Below are 16,868 nucleotides of genomic sequence, written 5' to 3' on the forward strand. Positions count from 1 at the left end.
CCGCTACGCGCTCCATCGCCCCGCATCGTCAAGCATCGCACTCAGGCGAGCGATCCTCGCATCGAGTTCCGGAAAGGCGGCGCGCCAGTACTGGTAGACATTGATCAGATTGCGATAGGAGACCGGCAAATCCTGCGGGCTGAGGAATCCGTTGGCGTGCGCATAGTTCAGAATGTCTTCGTAGAAGATGATGGCGTAGATGAAGATCGGGTTCGTGGTGTGGTTTGATTTGGAATTGGAATGCTGCCGGAAATAGGAAAGCGGGTGCGGATGGGCGACGAATGCGCCTTCTTTGGCGAGTTCTATCCAGCCTGAAAGATCGAGAAGGCCACGGAAGACGCCGTTTTCGGGCCTGAAAAGGCGGAACTCGCCATTTCCGTCAAAGCAGTCCGCCTTACGCAACATCACGCTCGAATATTCGCCGATAAGGTTGAGGTGATGCATCGCTGTCAAGCGGATGAAATCGCGGCCTTCTATGATCTTCAAACCCCGATCGACTTGGAAATGGTTGATCAGGTTGATGAAATTGTTCCCCTCGTCGATCACATGCCGCGGCGAAAAGGCAAGTTTCGTCCCTCTGCCGCGCGTCGCCTCCAGCGCTTCGAGAAGAAACTGCACGCAGAAAGGGCTAAGCACGTCGTCATCGAACAGAAATTTGATGTATTCGCCCTCAGCGAGACCGGCGAGCCTCATGATATTGGTGTATTCGCCGGGATGGGGATTGCGGCTATAAGTAATGAGGCTGGAGTACCGTGAACAGACTGCCTCGATGGCGTCCGTCGGGCAATCGTCCGAGACGATGATCTCGACATCCGTATAGCTTTGCGCGATTGCGCTCTTCAGGGCGAGTTCAAAGAAATCAGGCTTGTAGGCCGGTATACAGATCGACACGCGCGGCAAATGTTTCTCCCCTTGAAACGCTTCTCTCCAGCCTCAGCCGGCGAGAGCGGTGATCGCCTCCCCGAAGGACCGAAGCAGACAGCTTCCCATGACCATAGAACTCGGGCGTTACGCGAGGCTTACGCAGAAGAGGCAGAAAAATCGGCAAAAGACGCCGCGGCTCTCGCCCGATAGACAAATGATTGCTGGGAGAAAGGTGGCACACCCTCGGGCATTCGCAACTCCGCGTTCCGCGAGCATCAGGCCTGTGCGGTGGACGCTCTGCGCTGCGTTACCCGCTTGGCGGAATTCCCTAACGCGAAAACTGAATGACCTCGCCGTTGTACTGCGTGCGCGTGGTCTCGCGGAAGCCGAGTTTGGCTGCGACCCGCAGCGAGGCGTGGTTCTCGGGACTGATGATGCAGCTCATCGGCTTTCCCGGAAAATGCGCTTCCGCCCAGCCGATCATAGCCGTCAGCGCCTCTGTGGCATAACCGCGGCCGTGGGCTGCGGGCATCAGCGCCCAGCCGATCTCCATCGTTCCCTCGATCGACGGTTCCATATCGCGCCGGGCTTCGAGGAAACCAGCTTCGCCGATGAACCTGCCGCTTTCTCTTTCCACGATCGCCAGAAAACCGAAACCCATATGGTGCCACATGCCGGCGATGCGCAGCATGCGGCTCCAGCTCTGCTCGCGCGTCGACGGCGTACCGGTGATGAAGCGAACGACCTCCTCGTTTGCCCACAGCGCCGCATGCGCCTCGAAATCGTCGAGGCGGTGAGGACGAAGCGTCAGCCGCTCCGTTTTTAGGGTGGGTATATCGATCACGATGAGGCCTTGTGGAAATCGCGGTCAGGCGCCGGGCTCGCCGTCCCAATAGTCGAGATCGCCTTCGGTCCTTCCGATATGGCGGAAGCGCCCGGTTTCTGTCGCATCCCTGTTGGTCTTGGCAAGGAACTTTCCGGAATCGGGATATTCGACGATCTCGGTCTTCGCCATCGTCGAAATGCCGAGATAGACGAGCGTGGCTATGCCGGTATTGATGAGCTGATGCGCCGTTTCCGGCCCGCCCGCCGGTGCGCCGAGCACGTCACCCGCCTGGACTGGATGGCGCTCGCTGCCGAAGCGGTATTCGCCGGTGCCTGCGATCACGTAGAACAGCTCGTCTTCGACGTGGTGATTGTGGAAGGGGCAGCTCGATTTGCCGGATGGCACCTCATTGTAGCTGACGCCGAGGCCCGACAGGCCGAGCAGCGCACCGAACGAGACGTCGGCGCCTTGGTAGAACTCGCCCTGTTTCCAGTGGTCGAGCTTGAGATCAGCAATATTGATGACCGCTTTCGATTCCGCCGCCATGATGTCCTCCTGTTGCAGGAAAAGAAGCTATCATCTTGCCGGAAAATTCAATGGCGGTCGCGCGCCGACCGGGAAAATCCTCGGCATGGGCGGAGAGGAGAACGCCGCCCATGCTTTCGAGCGCCGCGCTTCGGATGGACGCGCCGGACGCTCTGTTGCTTGCAACAGGTCGTGACCTCAGCGGACGTAGAAGGTCACGCTTCCGTCCGCCGCCTGTTCGGCGTTGACGATGTTGCGGACATCGACGCCCTCTTTGTTCAGACGGTGTGCAAGCGATCTGTTGGCATCGATCGAGGCCTGGATGCCGCGTATCGCCTGGCCGGAGCGTTCCGGGGCCGAGCGCGGACCTGTCGTCTCGTCGTCGAGATTGTGCCAGTTGCGGACCTGCTCGACATTGAAGTCATTGCCCCGGAAGGTCCTGAGCGTCTGCTCGATGCCCTGGGCGGAGTTCATTCCGAAGCTCTCGGCCCGGCTGACGCCGGCAAATGCGAGGGAGGAGAGGGCTGCGCCGAGGGTGATTGTGACAACGCGGTTCATGATATTATCCTTTCATCTGCTTTGACGGTCGGCTGTCGTTGCAGGGGATCGTCTGCGTCACGACAAGGAATTGGCGTTGCCGTTTTCGCCATTCAATAGGTTAAGCCACTGAAAAAGCATTAAAAATTCTTCATGAAAACGGCCTTCGAATTGCCGTTTTCCGCGCTTCCGGCAAACGGCAATTCAAGAGCTTGGCCGGCTCGGCAGGGATGGTGCGGCTATCCCCTTGTCGATATTTCCTCTTTCGCTTTTGCGGCACCGGCCGAAAGTGCTTGCCATTCTGATGAAGGCATGTTTTGACCGCGGGCTGTCGAGTGGAGAAAGTTCCGCCAACCGAAGGTAAACAATGTCGAGAGAGACCGCTCCCCATATTTTGATCGTCGAGGCCCGCTTCTATGACGACATGGCCGACGCGCTGCTCGAAGGCGCGACCTTTGCGCTCGAGCAGGCCGGTGCCACCTATGAGGTCGTCACCGTTCCCGGCGCGTTGGAAATTCCGGCAGCGATTGCCATGGCGCTCGATGGGGACGACAATGGCGGAACGCATTATGATGGCTATGTCGCCCTCGGCATGGTCATTCGCGGCGAGACCTATCACTTCGATATCGTATCGAACGAATCCTCGCGCGCTTTGATGGATCTTGCGGTCAGCGAGTCGCTTGCCATCGGTAACGGCATTCTGACCGTGGAAAATGACGAACAGGCCTGGGCGCGCGCGCGCCGCTCGGACAAGGACAAGGGCGGATTTGCCGCTCGCGCAGCTCTGACGATGATCGCGCTGAAGCAGAAACTGGGTGCATAACGAATGAACGACGACAAGACGGAACGGCCGGTCAAGACTGCAAACCAACGGGGCGCTGCGCGCCTGGCGGCCGTTCAGGCACTTTATCAGATGGATGTCGGCGGCACCGGCGTTCTGGAAATCGTCGCCGAATACGAGGCGCACCGTCTTGGCCAGGAAATCGACGGCGCCACCTATCTGAAGGCCGATGCCGGCTGGTTCCGTTCCATCGTCTCCGGCGTCGTGCGTGATCAGGTTCGTCTCGATCCCTTGATTGCCGTGGCGCTGCAGGATGATTGGGCCCTGTCGCGCCTCGATAGCACGGTGCGCGCCATCCTGCGCGCCGGCGTTTTCGAGCTTCTCGATCGCAAGGATGTCCCGGTGGCGGTCATCGTCACCGAATATGTCGAGATCGCTCGAGCCTTTTTCGATGACGACGAGCCGAAGCTCGTCAATGCCGTGCTCGACCGCATCGCCAAGCAGGTCCGCGGCGAGGCGAAGAAGTAACTCTTTAGCCACCCAACTATCTCCCTACGTCTTTCTTCGTACCGCAATGGTTTTCGGCCTTTGCGGGCTTGACGCCACGTGATCGACCACGCAATCTCCGCACCGCTTAGCTGTGCATTCTGTGGAGAGGAAGGCGAGTCGGCGGCGTATCTGCCGGAGGAGGAGTGAACTCCGGCCTATGGGAGGAAAGAGCGAAATGACCATTCTTTTAGGCGTAATTGCATGCGGTCTGCTCTCGGTGGTCTATGCCGCCTGGGCAACCCGGTCGGTGCTTGCCGCCGATCAGGGCAACAGCCGGATGCAGGAGATCGCGGGTTATATCCGCGAAGGCGCCCAGGCCTATCTGACGCGCCAGTATCGCACCATTGCCCTCGTCGGCGTCGTTGTCTTCATCGCCGCCTGGCTGCTTCTTTCCGCCACGGCCGCCATCGGTTTCCTGATCGGCGCGGTCCTTTCCGGCGCTGCCGGCTTCATCGGCATGCACGTCTCCGTCCGCGCCAATGTGCGCACCGCTCAGGCCGCGTCCGCCAGCCTCTCCGCCGGCCTCGACATCGCCTTCAAGTCGGGTGCGATCACCGGCATGCTGGTGGCGGGCCTCGCGCTGCTCGGCGTCTCCATCTACTATACCATTTTGACCGTCGGGCTCGGCCATGAGAGCGGCTCGCGCGAAGTCATCGATGCGCTGGTGGCGCTCGGCTTCGGCGCTTCGCTGATCTCGATCTTCGCCCGTCTCGGCGGCGGCATCTTCACCAAGGGCGCCGATGTCGGCGGCGACCTGGTCGGCAAGGTGGAAGCCGGCATTCCCGAGGACGATCCGCGCAACCCCGCAACGATTGCCGATAACGTCGGCGACAATGTCGGCGACTGCGCCGGTATGGCCGCCGACCTCTTCGAGACCTACGCGGTCTCCGTCGTCGCCACCATGGTGCTCGCGGCGATCTTCTTTGCCGGCGCGCCGATCCTCCAGTCGGCGATGATCTATCCGCTGGCGATCTGCGGCGCCTGCATCATCACCTCGATCATCGGCACCTTCTTCGTCAAGCTCGGCTCGAATGGCTCGATCATGGGCGCTCTCTACAAGGGCCTGATCGTTACAGGCCTGCTGTCGATTGTCGGCCTTGGCGCCGCCACCTCGCTGACCGTCGGCTGGGGCTCGCTCGGCACCGTCGCCGGTGCTGACGTGACCGGCACCAACCTCTTCGTCTGCGGCCTTGTCGGCCTCGTCGTCACCGCGCTGATCGTCGTCATCACCGAATATTACACCGGCACCGGCAAACGCCCCGTCGTTTCGATCGCCCAGTCTTCGGTGACGGGTCACGGCACCAACGTCATCCAAGGCCTTGCGGTCTCGCTGGAATCGACCGCCCTCCCGGCCATCGTCATCGTCGGCGGTATTCTCGCAACCTATCAGCTCGGCGGCCTCTTCGGCACCGGCATCGCCGTCACCGCAATGCTCGGCCTTGCAGGCATGATTGTTGCGCTTGATGCCTTCGGCCCGGTCACCGACAATGCAGGCGGCATCGCCGAAATGTCGCATCTGCCGCCCGAGGTGCGCAAGTCGACCGATGCGCTCGACGCCGTCGGCAACACCACCAAAGCGGTGACCAAGGGTTACGCCATCGGCTCGGCCGGTCTCGGCGCCTTGGTGCTCTTTGCCGCCTACGCCAACGATCTCAGGTATTTTGCCGCCCACGGCGACCAATATCCCTATTTCGCCAATATCGGCGAAATCTCCTTCGAGCTGTCGAACCCCTATGTCGTCGCCGGTCTGCTGTTCGGGGGCCTGATCCCCTATCTCTTCGGCGGCATCGCCATGACCGCCGTCGGCCGCGCCGCCGGCTCGATCGTCGAAGAGGTGCGCCGTCAGTTCAAGATGAAGCCGGGCATCATGCAGGGCACGGAAAAGCCGGATTACGGCAAAGCCGTCGACCTTTTGACCAAGGCCGCTATCCGTGAGATGATCGTGCCGTCGCTATTGCCGGTGCTCGCCCCTGTCGTCGTCTATTTCGGCGTGCTTCTGATCTCCGGCTCCAAGGCATCGGCTTTTGCCGCGCTTGGTGCATCGCTGCTCGGCGTCATCATCAACGGCCTCTTCGTCGCCATCTCGATGACCTCGGGCGGCGGCGCCTGGGACAATGCCAAGAAGAGCTTCGAAGACGGTTTCGTCGACAAGGACGGCGTGCGTCACATGAAGGGTTCGGATGCGCACAAGGCCTCCGTTACCGGCGATACCGTCGGCGATCCCTACAAGGATACCGCCGGCCCCGCCGTCAACCCGGCGATCAAGATCACCAACATCGTCGCGCTGCTGCTGCTCGCAGTCCTCGCCGGTTGATGGCTGCAACAGCGGCTGGCAGCCGCTCACCCTAACCCTCTCCCCGTAAGAACGGGGAGAGGGGACGTGCCATGCGAGACGTTGGTAAGGGACGGAAAGAGTACGACTATCGCCCTTCACCCCGTTTACGGGGGTCCGAATGACGGGTCGAGACCCGTGGCCCCGGTCGGTGCCGGCAGGCGGATGATGGGCCGGTGTCGGCAACCTCCTTGGCGGGATACCGGGTAAAAAACGAGGTTTATCAACAAAAAACCCGCCGGGTCGCTCCGGCGGGTTTTTCGTTGAATGCATGTCCAATCAGCGCAGGCTACTCGGATTTTGCGGCGTGCCGCCGGCGCCGCCGCCGAACAGGCTGCGGGCAGCACTTGCTGCGCTGCCGCCGGAGAGCATCTGCTGCAGGAAGGTGAGTTCCTTGCCGCCGGTCGGCGTGACGCGCGAGATCGTATCGAAGACCTTGCCGTCCTGCAGTGTGTAGTTGGCGCGGCGGGTGACGACGCCGTCCTTGTCGAAATAGATGGCCAGAACGCTCTGGTCGACGACCTTCAGCTTCTGGAATGCGACGGCGCGCGTGCGCCGCTGCGAAATATAATAGAAGACCTCACCGTCAAAGGTCGCCGTCGTCGATGGCGTGCCGAGCGAAAGCAGGACCTGTTCTCGGCTGGAACCTTCCGGAACGAGATTGAGCGACTGCTGATCGACGACATAGCCGCCGTTGAGCACGGTGCCGGTCTGGCACCCTGAAAGAACTGATGTAGAGGCGATTATGAAGGCAATGGCCGCGCTGCTGAAGAATTTCATGTCAGACTTGAAATACCGTTTCTTCAACGACATCTACTCCCTTGGGTGTCGATAGCAGCCATTTTGGGCCTTGCACGCTTTCCTCCTGCAAAACCATTGTGGCCATTCCGGGTCGAGGTTCCCGAATTCGCTTCGCTGGCGCCTCGAAGGCGTCGTCCCAAAGCTGGCCACGAACGGCATTGCAATTCGCGCCTGCTTCGGTAAACCAGCTTTCGAAATCATGCAACAAGGCCGGACGCCAGCCGGCGTGAAGAATGAGGCATTTCCGGAAAAAACAATGATCCTCGGGCTCTTCCGCAAGAAAAACAACAATCAGGCGATCGTCGACAGGCAATATGCGGCGCTGACGGCAGCCGCGCGCATGCCCGATCTCTACGAGCGGCTCAATGTACCGGATACGGTCATGGGCCGCTTCGAAATGCTGTCGATCGCGATGATTCTGTTTTTTCGCCGCACACGCGCCTCGGCCGTCAGCGGCCAGGAGATCGCCCAGGAGATCGTCGACGCATTCTTCCAGGACATCGACTATTCGATCCGCGAGCTCGGCATCGGCGACAACAGCGTGCCGAAACGCATGAAGAAGCTCGCCGGCATGTTTTACGGCCGGCTCGAAACCTATTCGAAGGCGATGGACGCCGGCGATGCCGAAGCGCTGGCTCTTGCATTAACGCGCAATATCTACCCGGAAACAGCGACACCGGCCGATATGTCCGGCTTGGCCAGCTGGATGATGGCCGCAGAATCTCATCTATCCGCCGTTCCGGAAGAGCTGATCGCTAGCGGTTCGGCAACGCTGCCGCCGGTCGCCTGAAGGAGGAAACGATGAAGAACGATCGGGACGATGTTCCCTTCTCCTACCACGTCAAGGTCGGCCACATCTCGGCCAATCCCGTCGAGGTTCATATCGAGGCCGATGCCAGCGAATTGAAGGCGCTTGCCGAGACCTGGAGCGTGGTCTCCGTCGGAGATCTCAGAGCCGATCTGCAGATCGCCCGCTGGAAACGCGACGGCGTGCGCGTCAAGGGCCGCGTACACGCGAAGATCGTTCAGTCCTGCGTCGTGACGCTGGAACCGGTCGAGGCCGTCATCGACGAGAGTTTCGAGCAGATTTTTGTGCCTGAGGGGTCCAAGCTTGCCCGCCAGCCCGGCAACGACGCCGGCGAGATGCTGCTCGACCCCGATGGTCCCGATCTGCCCGAGACCTTTGTCGGCGACACGGTCGATGCCGGCGAGGTGGTTGCCGAATTCGCCGCTCTCGCCATCGATCCCTATCCCCGCAAGGAGGGTATCGAGTTCAAGGGCCATATCGAGGATAGCGGCGAAAACGACAAAAAGCCCTCCGCATTTGCGGTCCTCAAGGACTGGAAAAAGGACTGAAGCACCTCTGGCATTTGACATAATTCAGTTGTATGCGACGCCAAAACCGGTATTTTGGCCGAAATTTCGCCCCTCGGCGAAGAGAAGGATCAGGGACGCGTGATCAGAATATCTCTCGACCTCATGGGTGGCGACTTTGGTCCCCAGGTTGTCATCCCCGGCGCCGCCAAGGCGCTGGACCGCCATCCGGATATTTCCTTCGTTTTCTACGGTCTTAAGGAACAGTGCGATCCCTTTCTCGCCAAATTCCCGAAACTCAAGGAAAAATCAGTCTTTCACGACTGTGAGCTTGCTGTCAGCATGGAAGAGAAACCGAGCCAGGCGCTGCGCCGCGGCCGCTATGTCTCCACCATGTGGCGCTCGATCGAGGCGGTGAAGACCGGCGATGCCGATGTCGCCGTCTCGGCTGGCAATACCGGCGCACTGATGGCGATGGCGAAGTTCTGTCTTCGCACGATGGCCAATATCGAGCGCCCGGCGATCGCGGCGATCTGGCCGACGCTGAAGGGCGAGAGCATCGTGCTCGATGTCGGTGCGACGATCGGCGCCGATGCGCAGCAACTGATGGATTTTGCCCTGATGGGCGGCGCGATGGCGCGCGCGTTGTTCGAGATCGAACGCCCGACGATCGGCCTTCTGAACGTTGGTGTCGAAGAGGTGAAGGGCCAGGAAGAGGTCAAGGAGGCCGGCCGGCTGTTGCGCGAGGCGAATATCGATTCGCTCGAATATTCCGGCTTCGTCGAGGGTAACGATCTCGGCAAGGGCACGGTCGACGTCGTCGTCACCGAAGGCTTCTCCGGCAATATCGCGCTCAAGACCGCTGAAGGCACCGCCAAGCAGATCGCCGAATATCTGCGTGCCGCCATGTCGCGCACCCTGCTCGCCCGTATCGGTTATCTCTTCGCCAAGAGCGCCTTCGATATGCTTCGTGAGAAGCTCGACCCGAGCAAGGTCAATGGCGGCGTGTTTCTCGGGCTGAACGGCATCGTCATCAAGAGTCATGGCGGTGCCAATGCCGAAGGCATCGCTGCGGCAATCGAGGTCGGCTACGATATGGCTAAGAACGGCCTCAATCAGAAAATAGAAAACGATCTTAAGAAATATCATGCCAAGCGGCTGCCTCCCATAGGCCCGGAAGCGGCATGAGCTATGGGGTTCAATCGAATATGATCCGTTCAGTGGTTCGCGGATTCGGAGCCGCACTTCCGAAGCGCGTGATGACCAATCGTGATATGGAGGCCATCGTCGATACGTCGGACGAATGGATCGTCCAGCGCACCGGCATCCGCCAGCGTCACGTAGCAGGCGACGACGAGACGACAGCCTCGCTTGGCGAGGCGGCCGCGCGTGCGGCGCTTGCCAATGGCGGCCTGATGCCCGCCGATATCGATCTTATCATCTGTGCCACCTCGACGCCGGACAACACCTTTCCGGCAACGTCGGTCAACATCCAGAACCGTCTCGGCATGAGCCACGGTTTTGCCTTCGACGTCCAGGCCGTCTGCACCGGCTTCGTCTATGCGGTCACGACCGCCGACGCCTATATCCGCGGTGGCCTTGCAAAGCGCGTTCTCGTCATCGGTGCCGAGACTTTTTCGCGCATTCTCGATTGGAACGACCGCACCACCTGCGTGCTTTTCGGCGATGGCGCCGGCGCGATCGTGCTCGAGGCGGCAGAAGGTGAGGGGACCTCTGCCGATCGCGGCGTGCTGACCGCGCATCTGCGCTCCGATGGTTCGCACAAGGATAAGCTATATGTTGATGGCGGACCGTCGACGACGGGCAGCGTCGGCAAGCTGCGCATGGAAGGCCGCGAAGTCTTCAAATATGCCGTCGGCATGATCACCGATGTCATTCAGGCCGCTTTCGATTCGACCGGGACAACCGCGGAAGACCTCGACTGGCTGGTGCCGCACCAGGCCAATCGACGCATCATCGACGGTTCGGCGAAGAAGCTGAACATCGATGCGGACAAGGTCGTCGTCACCGTCGACCTGCACGGCAATACCTCGGCCGCCTCGATCCCGCTCGCGCTTGCGACCGCTGCCGGCGACGGCCGCATCAAGAAGGGTGACCTCGTGATGCTCGAAGCGATGGGCGGCGGCTTCACCTGGGGCGCCGTTCTGCTGCGCTGGTAAGCACGAATCCTAAAAAACTGGCGGCGAACAAGAGCTTGACCATGAGGCGCAAGACAAATACTCTTCGTTCGCTTTCAAAAAATATTTTGTAATGGGCGGGGAAACCATGACCGGAAAAACAGTGACGCGAGCAGACCTGGCGGAATCCGTTTTCCGCAAGGTTGGTCTTTCCCGGACCGAATCCGCTGAACTTGTGGAAACCGTCATCGACGAAATCTGCAACGCCATTGTGCGTGGCGAAACCGTCAAGCTTTCCTCCTTCGCGACCTTCCAGGTTCGCGACAAGAACGAGCGGATCGGCCGCAATCCGAAGACCGGCGAGGAGGTTCCGATCTCTCCGCGCCGGGTGATGACCTTCAAAGCCTCGAACGTGCTGAAGACCCGCATCCTCAAGGCGCATGTCACCCGCAAGGTCAAGCTGAAGCCGCAGAACCCGACGCCCTGAAATCGGGCTTTGCCTTCCGCGAAACGCCTTTTTTCTCTCGCGCTGTCCATCCCCTGTGTGCAACGCCGACACACGACTTGAATTGTCGGGGCCAAACCTTTGAAATATGGTGAGTCGCCGTTGGATTGAGCCTGCGAGGTTGCGTAGTATATGACGTTGGACAAGAGCCCCGATGCCTTTCGCACCATCAGCGAAGTCGCAGACGATCTTGATCTGCCGCAGCATGTGCTGCGCTTTTGGGAGACACGGTTTCCCCAGATAAAGCCGATGAAGCGCGGCGGTGGCCGTCGTTACTACCGTCCGGAGGACGTCGACCTCCTCAAGGGCATCCGGCATTTGCTCTATGATCACGGCTATACGATCAAGGGCGTGCAGAAGCTTCTGAAGACCAACGGCAACAAGTTCGTCATCTCGGTCGGCCACGGCGATCTCGCCAGCGTCGAGGCGCTTGCCTCGGGCGCGCAGGAGGCGGGCGCCGGGGAACCGCGTGTCGGCATGGCGGAGGAGGATCAGATTGTCGGCCGCGCCAAGCCGCCGATCACCCGCCGGTTCTTCAATTTCGTCGCCGGCGACGACGAGCAGCCGGAAGTCTCGATCGGCAAATCGAGCGTTGGCAAGGAAGACAGGGCGTTGCTTCAGGAGGCCCTCTACGACCTCCTGGAATGCAAGCGTCTGCTCGATCAGGTGCGCTGATTATTCAGGTTTCGCAAAGCTGCTTCATCGCCTGTTCGAGTTCGCTGAGCTGGAACGGCTTTCGCAGCACCGGGAGCGCGCTGGGGCTGCTGCCTTCCGGGGCGCTGCCATATCCCGTTGCATAGAGATAGGGCTTGCCGCGTTCGTCGAGCAGCTTCGCGACCGGCAGCGAGCTCCGGCCGGCGAGGGAGACGTCGAGAATTGCAGCGTCGAACTCCGCGTCCCTGGCGGTTGCGAGCGCCCGTTCCAGATCCGGCGCGCTCGCACAAACCCGATAGCCGAGATCGCTGAGCATGTCCTCGAGCAACATGGCGATCAGCGCATCGTCCTCGACGATGAATATGTCTTTCATGATCCCGTCCACCCATTCCCCTACCGGGCACGAAGATTTATGTGGACCGCTTGCGAAGCTCGTCAAGACGCCACGCGCAGCGGTGGTAAAACTTGTCGCTCAAAACAGTGCCGCCGTTTTGAGACGTCAATAGGTGTATGCATAAAAGCCTAAGACACGGCAAGCGAATCTGAAAGATCGCGCCGCGCTTTGGAAACAGCATATTGCCCGGCGAAATTCGATGTGCAAAAGCTGAGGTGCCGTTTCCGCGACGGCCGAGAAGGGGAGTGGAATGGATTTGTTGAGTGCCACGGATTGGCTGCGTCACAGGCCGGGCTATACCTATCCGCTGGCCGTTGCCTTCGTCGGCTTGACCTTTCTTCTAAGACTTGCCGCCAGTGATTATCTCTCCGGGTTTCCCTTCTTGAGCTTCCTTCCGGCGATCTTGCTCGCAAGTTTCATGGGCGGCGCCGGGCCGGGCCTCGTGGCGGCCATGCTCGCCGGTTTCCTCGTCCAGCAGTTTTTCGTCGAGCCACACGATGCCTTCTGGCCGGTGAGCGCCGGCCAATGGATCGGTCTTGCGACCTTTCTCATCAATGCGGCGATCATCATCGGCCTGATGGAGACGATTATTGTCGCCCATGGCAGGCAGAGCCGTCTCCGCAGCGAACTCAACAGCTTCAACGCGCGCCTTGAAGAAACGGTGGTGCAGCGCACTGCCGAACTCAGGCATGAGATGGAAGAGAATGCCGCCGCCCAGGCGCAGGTGCGCCAACTGCAGAAGATGGAGACGATCGGCCAGCTCACTGGCGGCGTCGCCCATGATTTCAACAACATGCTGGCGATCATCATCGGCAATCTCGATCTCGCTCAGCGGCGGATGACCGGACACGAGGATCCTCGCCTGCTGAACTCCCTTCAGAATGCCAGAGACGGAGCCCAGCGGGCCGCGGTATTGACCGCACGTCTTCTCGCTTTCTCTCGTCAGCAGCCGCTGGCCCCGGAGGTGATTGACGTCAACAAGCTGGTCGGCGGCATGTCGGAGTTGCTGCGGCGCACGCTCGGCGAACATATCCGAATCGAAACCGTGCTTGCCGGTGGCCTCTGGCCGACTTTCGCCGATCTCAGCCAACTCGAAAACGCCATGCTGAACCTTGCCGTCAATGCGCGCGACGCCATGCCCGGCGGCGGTCATCTGACGATCGAGACCGCCAATACCGAACTTGACGAGCGATATTCGCGCATGCATTCGGAGGTCGAGGCGGGCCAGTATGTGATGATCAGCATCACCGACACCGGGATCGGCATGTCGACCGATGTGATCGACCGCGCCTTCGACCCGTTTTACACAACCAAAGGACCCGGCAAGGGAACCGGTCTCGGGCTTAGCCAAGTCTACGGCTACATCAAGCAGAGCGGTGGCCACATCAAGATCTATTCGGAGATCGATCGGGGAACGACGGTGAAGATCTATTTGCCGCGTCATGTCGGCAAGGCCGACGCCCGGCTGGCCGCTGCCGGCGCCCAGCCGATTCCTCAGGGAAGCGTCAACGATACGATCCTCGTCGTGGAGGACGATGAACACGTCCGCACCATGACCGCCGAAAGCCTCCACGAACTCGGTTACAGCGTGTTGCAGGCGGCAAGCGGCGTGGAGGCGCTTCTTCTTTTGGAGGAGAACCCCGACGTCGATCTGATCTTCACCGATATCGTTATGCCGCAGATGAGCGGACGTCAGCTTGCTGATGCCGTTCAAGAAAAATGGCCGGCGATCCGGATTCTTTACACCACGGGTTACACGCGCAATGCCATCGTCCACAATGGCGTGCTCGACCATGGCGTCTCGCTGCTCGCCAAGCCATTCAGCTTGGAGCAACTGGCTCATAAGATCCGTGAACTCTTGAACGTGCCGGTGAGCGCCGGAGATGAGGCGACGTGAAGTCGTGCAGGACTGTGCGTCTCCAACCCCAATCCCTTATTCGAGAACCTGGATCACGCGGTGCGTCTTCGGCTCGACGATCACGCGCCGCTCGTTGACGACGGTGTAGGCATAGCCGTCGACATTGGGCACGGTATGGACTTCAACAGTATCCGGCAGCGTCGCGCCGACCGTGATTTCGCCGTCATAGACGACGGATGGCGTGTTTTGCTCCATGACATAGGTGCGCACCTCGCCGGGCAGGACGACAGAACCGGTTGGTGCGGGATCGGTGACAACGACCGTGCTCTGTGCGAAGGCGGCCGAGCAGATGGTCAGCATGGCGGCCGTAGCCAGCATGATCTTGCGCATGGGATGATCTCCTTTGTGAACTCAAGACATCAAGGCAACGCCGGCCATACGGCATAGTTCCGCAACCGCCTGGCCGTCGTGGCAGAGGCGGGGAGCGGATTGTTTGTTGCTAAGCCAATTTCCGCACCATACGGTTGAGCTGTCCGAATCACATTCAGAGCGAGTCGTCCGGTGGCATCAGGGTCGGGCTCTTTACTCTTCGTTAACCATGTCGGCGGTTTATGTCACGTGGACGACCGGGCGGTCGTTGATTCGAAGGTTCGTCGCGTTTCGGTTCGCGGATGGACATCTGGAAAGACGATTGCGGCGGCTCGAAATATGCGCTTGCGGAAGACGATATCGCTGGTGGCAGTGGCGGGTTTGATGGCCGGCTGCACGTCGACAGGCGGTGTGCGACAGCCTTCCGGACCGGAGACCGTGGCGCCTGAAAAGGCGCTGGTCCTGCCACCTCCCGGCGGCCCTTCCATCGTCAGCGTCGTCGAGCGCAAGCGCGGCAACGGCGTCGAGCAGACAGTCTCGCTGTTTACCTCCTCCTCGGTGCCGGGCCAGAATTTTCTGAAGATCCAGTTTCTCGGCGCGTCCGGGTCCAATCCCGGAACGGGCAATGCCGCCTTCAACATGGTCAACGAGAGCGCTATTGCCCGCGAGGTGGCCCGCGCGGCCCCCGGCGTGCTGATGGCGACGTCGGCGACTTTCCTCCAGAACGCTTATGGTCCATTCGGCTATGCCTCCGGCCGCAGCCGCACCGGTGATGCCTGCATCTATGCCTGGCAGCAGATTCGCTCGAGCGCGGCCGCCAATACGCAGGCGCGCAATTTCGGCATGATCCAGCTGCGCCTGCGCCTGTGCGATGCCCGCGCCACTGAGCGCCAACTGCTAGAGCGGATCATTTCTTATCGGAATCGGTGCGGGATTCCCAAATCAGCAGATTTGTGATTCATGATGGATGCTGGAATGGAGGCCAGCATCCATGACGCGACCCTATTCGAATGATCTTCGCGAGCGAGTCATTGCAGCGGTTGTGGACGGTCAGAGCTGCCGGGTGGTGGCGGAGCGGTTCAACATAGCTATCTCATCCGTGGTGAAGTGGTCGCAGCGTTATCGGGCCACCGGTAGTGTGTCGCCCGGTAAGATGGGCGGCCATCGCCGACGTGTGCTGGAGCCGCACCGCGCCTTCATTGTCGAGCAGATCGAGCAGACATCACATCTGACGCTACATCGGCTGAAGGATGAGTTAGCCGCCCGCGGTGTGAGCGTCTCCCACAATGCCATCTGGCAATTCATGCGCCGCGAGGGCTTGAGCTTTAAAAAAAACGCTGTTCGCCCTTGAGCAGGGCCGCGCCGACATTGCCCGCCGCAGAGCTCGCTGGAAAGCCTGGCAAGACCGCTTCGATCCGAAGCGGCTCGTCTTTATTGACGAGACCTGGATCCGCACCAACATGGCGCCGTTACGCGGCTGGGGGCCGAGGGGCAAAAGATTACGCGGCTTTGCCCCGCATGGCCGCTGGCGCACCCTCACCTTCCTCGGCGCCCTACGCTGCGACAAGCTCACTGCACCCTGCGTCTTCGACGGTCCCATCAATGGCGAATGCTTTCACGCCTATGTCCGCCAGCAGTTGATCCCGACCCTCAAACCTGGCGACATCGTCATCCTCGATAATCTCGGCTCTCACAAAGCCAAGGCCATCCGCGATGCCATCAGGGCCGTCGGCGCCAGGCTCTGGTTCCTGCCGAAATATTCCCCCGACCTTAACCCGATCGAGCAGGCCTTCGCCAAGATCAAGCACTGGATGCGCCAGGCCCAAAAGCGAACCATCGAGGAAACCTGGCGCTATCTGGGCATACTCGCCGACACTATCAAGCCAGAGGAATGCGCCAACTACTTCTCAAATGCTGGCTACGCTTCCGTCAAAACATGAAAGGCTCTAGGCATCGTCTACGGCTATACCATCACCGGCACCTTCGACGGCCCGACCTGGAATCCGTACGGCAACCCGCCCCCGCCCAGCGCGGCGCTCGGTCGTACCGGTGAACCGATCTATCCCGATGAGGGCGGATATCGCGCCGGCCCGATGCCGATCGGCTATGAGCCGGCGCCTGCCGTAGTCCGCCTGACGCGGACAGCTCCGGTCGGCAGCGCCCCAAGCCAGCAACCGGCGCAGGGCGCCGCGCCCTTGCCGACGCCGATCGGTCCGCGCGTGCCGCTCCCGAGCGAGGCGCCACAGACGAGTGCTGCGCCGGATCCGGCCGCCGCGCCGTTGGAACAATCGGCAAGAGCAATCGGCGTCACGGTGCCCTCGCCGGACTGCATAGGCGACGCGGCAATGACGGCCGTCTGCCGGAGATAGTGTATGCCCGGGGTAACTGACGGTGCCGTGCCCCGGCGCAATTTCGAAGGAA

Annotated in this window: 18 protein-coding genes and 2 pseudogenes; 13 read left to right on the forward strand and 7 right to left on the reverse strand. The window is 60.7% G+C overall.

Annotated elements, in window-relative coordinates; genetic code table 11:
* Positions 1-3 precede the first annotated feature (3 nt).
* From RHE_RS07760 to RHE_RS07780, 4 genes are all read right to left on the reverse strand, one after another.
* Positions 4-900: a glycosyltransferase family 2 protein gene (locus RHE_RS07760; RefSeq protein WP_011424852.1), complete on the reverse strand. Its 897-nt coding sequence runs from the start codon at positions 898-900 to the stop codon at positions 4-6.
* A 292-nt stretch (positions 901-1,192) separates the two neighbouring features.
* Positions 1,193-1,708: a GNAT family N-acetyltransferase gene (locus RHE_RS07765; protein WP_011424853.1), complete on the reverse strand. Its 516-nt coding sequence runs from the start codon at positions 1,706-1,708 to the stop codon at positions 1,193-1,195.
* Positions 1,709-1,732: 24 nt separating this feature from the next.
* Complete coding sequence (locus RHE_RS07770; RefSeq protein ID WP_011424854.1) at positions 1,733-2,236, reverse strand: cupin domain-containing protein; 504 nt, start codon at positions 2,234-2,236, stop codon at positions 1,733-1,735.
* A 177-nt stretch (positions 2,237-2,413) separates the two neighbouring features.
* On the reverse strand, positions 2,414-2,773 hold the full coding sequence (locus RHE_RS07780; RefSeq protein ID WP_011424855.1) for a hypothetical protein: 360 nt from the start codon (positions 2,771-2,773) through the stop codon (positions 2,414-2,416).
* A gap of 346 nt (positions 2,774-3,119) precedes the next feature.
* Between RHE_RS07780 and RHE_RS07785 the strand changes: the two genes are divergently transcribed.
* From RHE_RS07785 to RHE_RS07795, 3 genes are all read left to right on the forward strand, one after another.
* Positions 3,120-3,575: a 6,7-dimethyl-8-ribityllumazine synthase gene (locus RHE_RS07785; RefSeq protein WP_011424856.1), complete on the forward strand. Its 456-nt coding sequence runs from the start codon at positions 3,120-3,122 to the stop codon at positions 3,573-3,575.
* A 3-nt stretch (positions 3,576-3,578) separates the two neighbouring features.
* Entirely contained in the window at positions 3,579-4,061 is a 483-nt protein-coding gene (nusB, locus tag RHE_RS07790; protein ID WP_011424857.1) for a transcription antitermination factor NusB, read from the forward strand.
* Positions 4,062-4,257: 196 nt separating this feature from the next.
* On the forward strand, positions 4,258-6,396 hold the full coding sequence (locus RHE_RS07795) for a sodium-translocating pyrophosphatase (RefSeq protein WP_011424858.1): 2,139 nt from the start codon (positions 4,258-4,260) through the stop codon (positions 6,394-6,396).
* A 297-nt stretch (positions 6,397-6,693) separates the two neighbouring features.
* Here the strand turns inward: RHE_RS07795 and RHE_RS07800 are convergent, their stop codons facing one another.
* Positions 6,694-7,227: an outer membrane protein assembly factor BamE gene (locus RHE_RS07800; RefSeq protein ID WP_020920958.1), complete on the reverse strand. Its 534-nt coding sequence runs from the start codon at positions 7,225-7,227 to the stop codon at positions 6,694-6,696.
* Positions 7,228-7,414: 187 nt separating this feature from the next.
* Here RHE_RS07800 and RHE_RS07805 point away from each other — a divergent pair, with 187 nt between their 5' ends.
* From RHE_RS07805 to RHE_RS07830, 6 genes are all read left to right on the forward strand, one after another.
* On the forward strand, positions 7,415-8,005 hold the full coding sequence (locus RHE_RS07805; protein ID WP_042119223.1) for a ubiquinol-cytochrome C chaperone family protein: 591 nt from the start codon (positions 7,415-7,417) through the stop codon (positions 8,003-8,005).
* Between the two features lie 11 nt (positions 8,006-8,016).
* Complete coding sequence (locus RHE_RS07810; RefSeq protein ID WP_011424861.1) at positions 8,017-8,571, forward strand: YceD family protein; 555 nt, start codon at positions 8,017-8,019, stop codon at positions 8,569-8,571.
* A 99-nt stretch (positions 8,572-8,670) separates the two neighbouring features.
* Positions 8,671-9,717, forward strand: coding sequence for a phosphate acyltransferase PlsX (gene plsX / locus RHE_RS07815; RefSeq protein WP_020920961.1), 1,047 nt, complete (start codon positions 8,671-8,673; stop codon positions 9,715-9,717).
* A gap of 20 nt (positions 9,718-9,737) precedes the next feature.
* A complete protein-coding gene (locus tag RHE_RS07820) occupies positions 9,738-10,709 on the forward strand; it encodes a beta-ketoacyl-ACP synthase III (RefSeq protein WP_011424863.1) in 972 nt (323 codons plus the stop codon).
* Between the two features lie 106 nt (positions 10,710-10,815).
* On the forward strand, positions 10,816-11,154 hold the full coding sequence (locus tag RHE_RS07825) for an integration host factor subunit alpha (RefSeq protein WP_011424864.1): 339 nt from the start codon (positions 10,816-10,818) through the stop codon (positions 11,152-11,154).
* A 150-nt stretch (positions 11,155-11,304) separates the two neighbouring features.
* On the forward strand, positions 11,305-11,847 hold the full coding sequence (locus tag RHE_RS07830) for a MerR family transcriptional regulator (protein ID WP_011424865.1): 543 nt from the start codon (positions 11,305-11,307) through the stop codon (positions 11,845-11,847).
* A 4-nt stretch (positions 11,848-11,851) separates the two neighbouring features.
* Here RHE_RS07830 and RHE_RS07835 read toward each other — a convergent pair whose 3' ends face one another.
* Positions 11,852-12,199: a response regulator gene (locus tag RHE_RS07835; RefSeq protein WP_011424866.1), complete on the reverse strand. Its 348-nt coding sequence runs from the start codon at positions 12,197-12,199 to the stop codon at positions 11,852-11,854.
* A gap of 271 nt (positions 12,200-12,470) precedes the next feature.
* Between RHE_RS07835 and RHE_RS07840 the strand changes: the two genes are divergently transcribed.
* Positions 12,471-14,117: an ATP-binding protein gene (locus tag RHE_RS07840; protein WP_011424867.1), complete on the forward strand. Its 1,647-nt coding sequence runs from the start codon at positions 12,471-12,473 to the stop codon at positions 14,115-14,117.
* Positions 14,118-14,153: 36 nt separating this feature from the next.
* Here the strand turns inward: RHE_RS07840 and RHE_RS07845 are convergent, their stop codons facing one another.
* Complete coding sequence (locus RHE_RS07845; RefSeq protein WP_011424868.1) at positions 14,154-14,468, reverse strand: DUF1236 domain-containing protein; 315 nt, start codon at positions 14,466-14,468, stop codon at positions 14,154-14,156.
* Between the two features lie 318 nt (positions 14,469-14,786).
* Between RHE_RS07845 and bcsN (RHE_RS07850) the strand changes: the two are divergent.
* The 3 genes and pseudogenes from bcsN (RHE_RS07850) to bcsN (RHE_RS35060) form a co-directional block, all read left to right on the forward strand.
* Positions 14,787-15,365: pseudogene (gene bcsN / locus RHE_RS07850) on the forward strand (cellulose biosynthesis protein BcsN); the annotation flags it as partial.
* A 73-nt stretch (positions 15,366-15,438) separates the two neighbouring features.
* Positions 15,439-16,387, forward strand: a protein-coding gene (locus RHE_RS32910) for an IS630-like element ISRel6 family transposase (protein WP_076612137.1) whose coding sequence is annotated in 2 segments (ribosomal slippage) — positions 15,439-15,774 and positions 15,776-16,387 — 948 coding nt in all. Because the reading frame shifts where the segments join, the coding sequence is not laid out codon by codon here.
* A 6-nt stretch (positions 16,388-16,393) separates the two neighbouring features.
* Positions 16,394-16,816 (forward strand): annotated as a pseudogene (bcsN, locus tag RHE_RS35060) (cellulose biosynthesis protein BcsN); the annotation flags it as partial.
* Positions 16,817-16,868 lie beyond the last annotated feature (52 nt).

This window comes from Rhizobium etli CFN 42 (assembly GCF_000092045.1).
Classification (GTDB): Bacteria; Pseudomonadota; Alphaproteobacteria; order Rhizobiales; family Rhizobiaceae; genus Rhizobium; species Rhizobium etli.

Excerpts from the sequence above, each read along its gene's own strand:
- nusB (WP_011424857.1), top strand. The coding sequence starts at position 3,579 with ATGAACGACGACAAGACGGAACGGCCGGTCAAGACTGCAAACCAACGG.
- RHE_RS07840 (WP_011424867.1), top strand. The coding sequence starts at position 12,471 with ATGGATTTGTTGAGTGCCACGGATTGGCTGCGTCACAGGCCGGGCTAT.
- RHE_RS07800 (WP_020920958.1), bottom strand. The coding sequence starts at position 7,227 with ATGTCGTTGAAGAAACGGTATTTCAAGTCTGACATGAAATTCTTCAGC.
- RHE_RS07830 (WP_011424865.1), top strand. The coding sequence starts at position 11,305 with ATGACGTTGGACAAGAGCCCCGATGCCTTTCGCACCATCAGCGAAGTC.
- RHE_RS07810 (WP_011424861.1), top strand. The coding sequence starts at position 8,017 with ATGAAGAACGATCGGGACGATGTTCCCTTCTCCTACCACGTCAAGGTC.
- RHE_RS07805 (WP_042119223.1), top strand. The coding sequence starts at position 7,415 with ATGCAACAAGGCCGGACGCCAGCCGGCGTGAAGAATGAGGCATTTCCG.
- RHE_RS07820 (WP_011424863.1), top strand. The coding sequence starts at position 9,738 with ATGATCCGTTCAGTGGTTCGCGGATTCGGAGCCGCACTTCCGAAGCGC.
- RHE_RS07785 (WP_011424856.1), top strand. The coding sequence starts at position 3,120 with ATGTCGAGAGAGACCGCTCCCCATATTTTGATCGTCGAGGCCCGCTTC.
- RHE_RS07825 (WP_011424864.1), top strand. The coding sequence starts at position 10,816 with ATGACCGGAAAAACAGTGACGCGAGCAGACCTGGCGGAATCCGTTTTC.
- RHE_RS07770 (WP_011424854.1), bottom strand. The coding sequence starts at position 2,236 with ATGGCGGCGGAATCGAAAGCGGTCATCAATATTGCTGATCTCAAGCTC.
- RHE_RS07795 (WP_011424858.1), top strand. The coding sequence starts at position 4,258 with ATGACCATTCTTTTAGGCGTAATTGCATGCGGTCTGCTCTCGGTGGTC.
- RHE_RS07845 (WP_011424868.1), bottom strand. The coding sequence starts at position 14,468 with ATGCGCAAGATCATGCTGGCTACGGCCGCCATGCTGACCATCTGCTCG.
- RHE_RS07835 (WP_011424866.1), bottom strand. The coding sequence starts at position 12,199 with ATGAAAGACATATTCATCGTCGAGGACGATGCGCTGATCGCCATGTTG.
- RHE_RS07780 (WP_011424855.1), bottom strand. The coding sequence starts at position 2,773 with ATGAACCGCGTTGTCACAATCACCCTCGGCGCAGCCCTCTCCTCCCTC.